Annotated in this window: 5 protein-coding genes; 4 read left to right on the top strand and 1 reads right to left on the bottom strand. The window is 53.5% G+C overall.

All coding sequences use genetic code 11. The features are described 5' to 3' along the window. The 4 genes from C1D09_RS33395 to C1D09_RS32590 form a co-directional block, all read left to right on the top strand. The coding region (locus tag C1D09_RS33395) for a YfhO family protein (protein ID WP_167514844.1) at nucleotides 1–393 on the top strand (393 nt) is incomplete at its 5' end. 288 nt (nucleotides 394–681) lie between these two features. Continuing rightward, nucleotides 682–1,740: an NAD-dependent epimerase/dehydratase family protein gene (locus C1D09_RS32600; protein ID WP_143978022.1), complete on the top strand. Its 1,059-nt coding sequence runs from the start codon at nucleotides 682–684 to the stop codon at nucleotides 1,738–1,740. A 102-nt stretch (nucleotides 1,741–1,842) separates the two neighbouring features. Then, entirely contained in the window at nucleotides 1,843–3,777 is a 1,935-nt protein-coding gene (locus C1D09_RS32595) for a rhamnan synthesis F family protein (RefSeq protein ID WP_143978024.1), read from the top strand. A 44-nt stretch (nucleotides 3,778–3,821) separates the two neighbouring features. Next, nucleotides 3,822–5,735 carry a rhamnan synthesis F family protein gene (locus C1D09_RS32590; protein WP_246135969.1) on the top strand — a complete coding sequence of 638 codons (1,914 nt, stop codon included), beginning with the start codon at nucleotides 3,822–3,824 and terminating at the stop codon, nucleotides 5,733–5,735. Here C1D09_RS32590 and C1D09_RS33550 read toward each other — a convergent pair. Further along, a partial coding sequence (locus tag C1D09_RS33550) for a hypothetical protein (protein ID WP_208760461.1) occupies nucleotides 5,736–6,243 on the bottom strand: 508 nt, incomplete at its 5' end.

Genomic DNA, 6,243 nt, shown 5'->3' with positions numbered 1-6,243 from the left:
ATCGAAAATCATGCGGTTTCAGGTTCCGCCTATTACTTGAATGAGTTGAGGGGACAACCGGAAGCGGATTATGGCCCTGTGCGCCTTGCGACGTATCAACCGGATGACCTGACATTGGAATATTCGGGTGCAACCCCTGGATGGATCGTTTTCCCAATTCGCATCAATGAGGATTGGCGGGCCACGCTGGATGGAAAGCCGGTTGAACTAGCGAAGTTTTTAGATTTCTTCCCTGCCGTTGAGGTGAACGGGCCAAGCAAAATTCGTTTCTATTACGACAGCAGTCACCTGCTGAAAACGTTGGAACTTTGCATTGCCGGCTTTGCGGCTTCAGTCATTCTCTTGATCATGGTGAATGGCAGACCTTCCAGGCCACGAGCCGGCGCTGGCTAGTTGGTTGCCTGGGTGTTGAAAATGGCACCGCAAACCAGACCGATGCACTGCATTGCCCGTGACCGGACCGCGATGATTTGGAGTGCTTTTAGAAAGCAGGCAACATGTTGATCGGCTGATCGGGCCGCTTCGTCAGAGAGTCGCCGTTTGCTGCTACCCTGGCAGGCGTGGAAACCCGAATGCTACACCCCAGATCCAATTCGACTGGAGCTGACCTGTTGTATCTATTCAAATGAGGTTGACGCTGATAACGAACGGCCAAGTCAATGAAACGGGAATGCTGCTCGAATGCCTAAAACATGCGTGGTGACCGGCGGCGCTGGATTCATTGGATGCGCGTTGTCCGCCAAATTGGCAAACCGCTTCGATCGCGTGGTTGTCCTCGACAGTTTGCATCCGCAGATCCACGCGGAGCGAAAGCGTCCCGCCGACCTTGATCCTCGCGTTCAACTCGTGGTTGCCGATGTGACCGAGGCCTCGACCTGGGCGCAGGCACTTGAAACCATCCGACCTGAAGTTGTGGTGCATCTAGCTGCTGAAACCGGCACGGGTCAGTCGCTCACGGAGGCCTCTCGCCACGCAATAGCAAATGTTCTTGGCACCACCCGCATGCTGGACGCCTTCGCCACGGCATCGCACGTTCCGGAGCGTTTTGTCCTCGCTTCGAGCCGCGCCGTCTATGGAGAGGGGGCATGGCGGTCGAGGAAAACAGGCGAGACAACATATCCCGGTCAGAGATCGAAACAGCAGCTCGAACGCGCGGAGTGGGATTTTCCCGGGCTCGAACCTCTGCCGATGGACGCGGCAACAACGATACCGAATCCAACCAGCATCTACGGAGCAACGAAATTAACCCAGGAACAGGTATTGCGGGCTTGGGCCCTTTCGTTCGGAACAGCCGTCAACGTGCTTCGCCTTCAGAACGTATATGGTCCTGGCCAATCCCTGACCAACAGCTACACGGGAATCGTGTCATTGTTCATCAGGATGGCGAAGGAAGGCAAGAGCATCCCGATCTATGAGGACGGGGATATCGGCCGCGACTTCGTCTTCATCGATGATGTGGCGTCGGCTCTCGACCACGCCACGGCCACGGATCTGTCACAGTCGCTCGCCTATGATGTCGGCACAGGGTCCAAGACCACGGTTCTTGACCTGGCAAGGATCGTCGCGAAAAGATACGGGGCGCCGGAACCGCACGTCAACGGCATGTTCCGCAACGGCGACGTTCGCTGCGCTGTCGCCAACATCGACAGGACGATGGACGAACTGGAATGGCGACCTTTGAAAAGTGTAGGCGAGGGGATCGACCAGCTTTCCGAGTGGATCGATTCACAACTTGGCTAGAACTATGACATCGTGACAACGGAAGCGTCTGCCGTCGAAAATGTTTCCATGGGAGACGTGGTCCCTATACCACGTGCAAGTGATATTTGCAGGGACTTGGTGATGCGGCGTGCGGCGATATTTTTCTTCTATGACGAGCGCGGCCAGGTTGATGACTACATATTCTACCTCTTGGAAAAATTGCGGCCATTTGTGGAGACGATTATTTTTGTCTCGAACGGGGCCATTTCAAAATCATCGGAAGCCTCACTGCGGTCCGCCGTCGACGAGACTATTATCCGCAAGAATACAGGATTTGACGTTGGGGCGTATCGCCAAGGGCTCGAGTTCATCGGTTACGACAGGCTCGGCGACTATGATGAAATCCTTTTGCTTAACCACACATTCTACGGACCTGTTTTCCCGTTCTCCGAAATGTTTTCGGAAATGGAACGCCGGGACTGCGATTTTTGGGGCATATCCGGTCACAGGGAAATGGCGCCCAATCCTTTCACCGGGCAGGGAAGCTTGGCTGGCCATCTAAATTCTCATTTCATCGCGATAAGAAGGGCGATGCTTATCTCGATCGCTTTCCGGAATTATTGGGAAAGCATGCCGCCAATTAAAGATTACAAAGACTCGGTGTTGATTCACGAGTCGCGTTTTACCAAGTTCTTTGAGGAGCTTGGATATACATATTCGATATATGTTGAGTCGGATCTATACACGTCGAAATATCCTGTATTCATTGAAGTAGATGAGACTATATCAGAAAGAAATCCAATCTTAAAGAGACGACTTTTCTTTAATGACCCCATTTTTTTGGAGCAGAATGGCACCGATTTGCCGCGTGCTTTGCGGATGATCAAAGAGACATCCGACTACGACCTCAATCTGATTTGGCGCAATGTCCTGCGCTCGTCGGAATTGAGAACCCTCAACACCAACGCGGCGCTGATGAGTGTCTTGCCGGACAAGCGGATTAAAGGCGACGGTGGTGCTGCCGACTATGGCAAGATCGCTGTCTGCGCGCATATCTACTACACCGATATGCTCGACGAGATACTGGGCCTGACCGGCAATATCCCGGTACCCTATGATTTCATAGCCACCACGAATACGCCGGAAAAAAAAGTTGAAATCGAAACCGTCCTGGCAAAACGCCCTGGCGTGAAGAACGTCATCGTCCGCGTTGTCGAGCAGAACCGCGGCCGTGACATGTCCTCGCTTTTCATCTCCTTGCGCGACCTGCTGGTCGACGATCGCTATGACCTCGTCTGTCGCCTGCATACAAAAAAATCGCCTCAAGTGCAGTCGTCGATGGGCAACCTGTTCAAGCGTCATATGGTGGACAATCTGCTGCATAGCCGTGGCTACGTGCACAACGTGTTGGATATGTTTCACGACAATCCTTCGGTCGGCCTGGCCATTCCGCCGATCTTTCATATTTCCTATCCGACCATGGGTTTCTCGTGGTTTGCCAACAAGCCGAAGGTTGAGGAAACCGCGCGGCTTTTGAACATCGACGTCAAGTTCGATGAGAGCACCCCGGTGGCCGCCTATGGCACCATGTTCTGGTTCCGGCCGCGCGCCCTGCGCAAGATGTTCGAACACAAGTGGAAATGGGACGAGTTCAATGCCGAGCCGGATCATGTCGATGGCGGCTTCGCCCATGCGCTGGAGCGGCTGATCGCCTACGCGGTTCAGGATGCTGGATATACCACGCAGCACATCATGTGCGCGCACCAGGCGGAGCACAATTACACCATGCTGGAGTTCAAGCTGCAAAAGCTCGCCAGCTTCATGCCGTCAGGCGACTTCCCTTGGCAGTGTCATCTCTTGTCCGAGTGGAAGAAGGCCGGCTATCCCCTGGGAAGCCATGTGTCGGCCACTCCGGCGCCAATGCCGACGTCAGTGAAGCATTCTCTGGCTGAACTCAATTTGGCCGTCAAAAGCTCTTTGATGTTCAGGGCGCCTATCCTGTTCAAAGCACTAAGGCCGATCTATCGCGGCACGAGGGCGGTTTTGAAACCGAACTCTCGGCGTAGTGGCGGATGATGGCGGGTACCAGGCAGGTTCACGGTCTAGTCAGGAGCATCAAGGTGCGTCGTATTGCCGTATTTTCTCTCTACAACGAGCATGGAATTGCCGATGACTATGTCATCTTCCTGCTCGAAAAGCTGCGCGAGTTTGTCGAGAGGATTGTTGTCGTATCCAACGGAAATCTTTCCAAGCTTTCGGAAATAGCGATCAAAGCCAGTTGTGATCAGCTTCTGGTCCGGGAGAATGTGGGATTTGACGTATGGGGATATAAGACCGGTATTGACGCTGTCGGCTTCGACGCTCTTTCCGAGTACGATGAACTTATCCTGCTGAATGACACCTGCTACGGGCCTCTTTTCCCGTTTTCGGAAATGTTTTCGGAAATGGAGCGCCGGGATTGTGATTTCTGGGGCAGCGCTGCCCATTCGAAAGTGACGCCAAATCCGTTTACCGGAACAGGCCATCTGCCCCGCCATCTCACAGCAAACTTCATTGCTATCCGCGAGAAGATGCTGAAATCACGCGCCTTCAAGACATATTGGGAAAATCTTCCGGCGATCAAAACTTACATCGACGCTATCATGCTTCACGAGTCGCAGTTTACCAAGCATTTCACAGATCTTGGCTACTCGGCGGAAGCGTATGTCGATCCGGATAAGTACGGTTCGGAATATCCGGCGTTTGTTAACGTGGATGAGACAATCATCAACCGATTCCCCTTGCTAAAGCGACGTCCGTTTTTTCATGATCCGACGTTCTTGAATGCTCAAGGCATTGATTTGCCGCGCGCTTTGCGAGTTCTGGAAGAGACATCCGACTACGATCTCAATCTGATTTGGCGCAATGTCCTGCGCACGTCGGAATTGAGGAATCTAAACACCAATGCCGCGCTGATGAGCGTCTTGCCCGATGACCGAGCCAAAGAGGACGACGCTCCTTCCGACTGCGGCAAGATCGCTGTCTGCGCGCACATTTGCTACACCGATATGCTGGAAGAGATTCTGGGCCTGACCGCCAACATCCCGGTACCTTATGATTTCATTGCCACCACGGATACGTCGGGAAAGAAGGCCGAGATTGAAGCCACACTGGCAAAACGCCTTGGCGTAAAGAACGTCATCGTCCGTGTTGTCGAGCAGACCCGCGGCGGCGACATGTCCTCGCTTTTCATCTCCTTGCGCGACCTGCTGGTCGACGATCGCTATGACCTCGTCTGTCGCCTGCATACAAAAAAATCGCCTCAAGTGCAGTCGTCGAGAAGCAACCTGTTCAAGCGTCATATGCTTGAGAATTTGCTGAATACGCGTGGCTATGTTCACAACGTTTTGGATATGTTTCACGACAATCCGTCGGTCGGACTGGCCGTTCCGCCTATCGTTCATATTTCCTATCCGACCCTGGGACACGCATGGTTCTTCAACAAGCCAAAGGTTGAGGAAACCGCTCGGCTATTGAACATCAAGGTCAAGTTCGATCATGACACCCCGGTGGCTGCCTATGGCACCATGTTCTGGTTCCGGCCACGCGCCCTGCGCAAACTGTTCGAACACAAGTGGAAATGGGAAGATTTCAATGCCGAGTCGGATCATGTTGACGGCGGATTGGCTCACGTGCTGGAGCGGCTGATCGCCTATGCGGCTCAGGATGCTGGATATACCACGCGGCACATCATGTGCGCGCATCAGGCGGCGCACAATTACACCATGCTCGAGTTCAAGCTGCAAAAGCTCGCCAGCTTCATGCCGTCAGGCGACTTCCCTTGGCAGTGCCATTTGTTGTCTGAGTGGAAGACGGCCGGTTATCCCTCGGCAAACCATCTACCGCCCGCTGCACTATCGTCGCAGGCGTCGGTAACATCAGTGAAGCGCTCTCTGGGTAAGCTCAATCTGGCCATTAAAAACTCGCTGTGGTTCAGAGCGCCTACCCTCTTCAAAATACTGAGGCCGATCTATCGAGCTGTGGCCAAGCCTTAGTCAAACTCCAGGCATGGCGAAAACGCTGTGCGCTTTTTCCTGGAAGGCGGGTTTCATTTGGCAAGCCTCGTCTCGACTTCGCATGGAAGATAGCATGTGGTCGGTCTTTTTTGTCGACACCGAATGGTTTAATGGCTGCGGTCGACGCCTTGCCAGATGGTGCCATTCCAACCAGCGCTCTTGGAATACCTGTTTTTCAACGCTATCACGGGCATCGAAGGCGCAACCTGGTAACACCGCTTCCCGATGATGTTTGCGTGGCAGGATGTGGTTCGACGCCGCCGGCGATCCCTTATCGGAGCGTTCTAATTCCAGGTGCCATTGGACGAGAGAGATAGGTCGATGAGGCGCCTGGCAATCGCATTTTATTACGATCAAGAAGGCAAGATAGATGAGTACTATTTTCACCTGATTGCATCGATAAGGCCTTTTGTTGAAAAACTGCTGGTCGTTTGCAACGGTCCGGTAGACGACGCGGCCAGATCTCGCCTTTCCGACGCTACCGACA

It is taken from the genome of Mesorhizobium intechi, assembly GCF_002879535.1.
GTDB lineage: Bacteria > Pseudomonadota > Alphaproteobacteria > Rhizobiales > Rhizobiaceae > Mesorhizobium > Mesorhizobium intechi.
The sequence above is the reverse complement of the archived record's forward strand: the minus strand, read 5'-3'. Positions and strand labels throughout refer to the sequence as shown.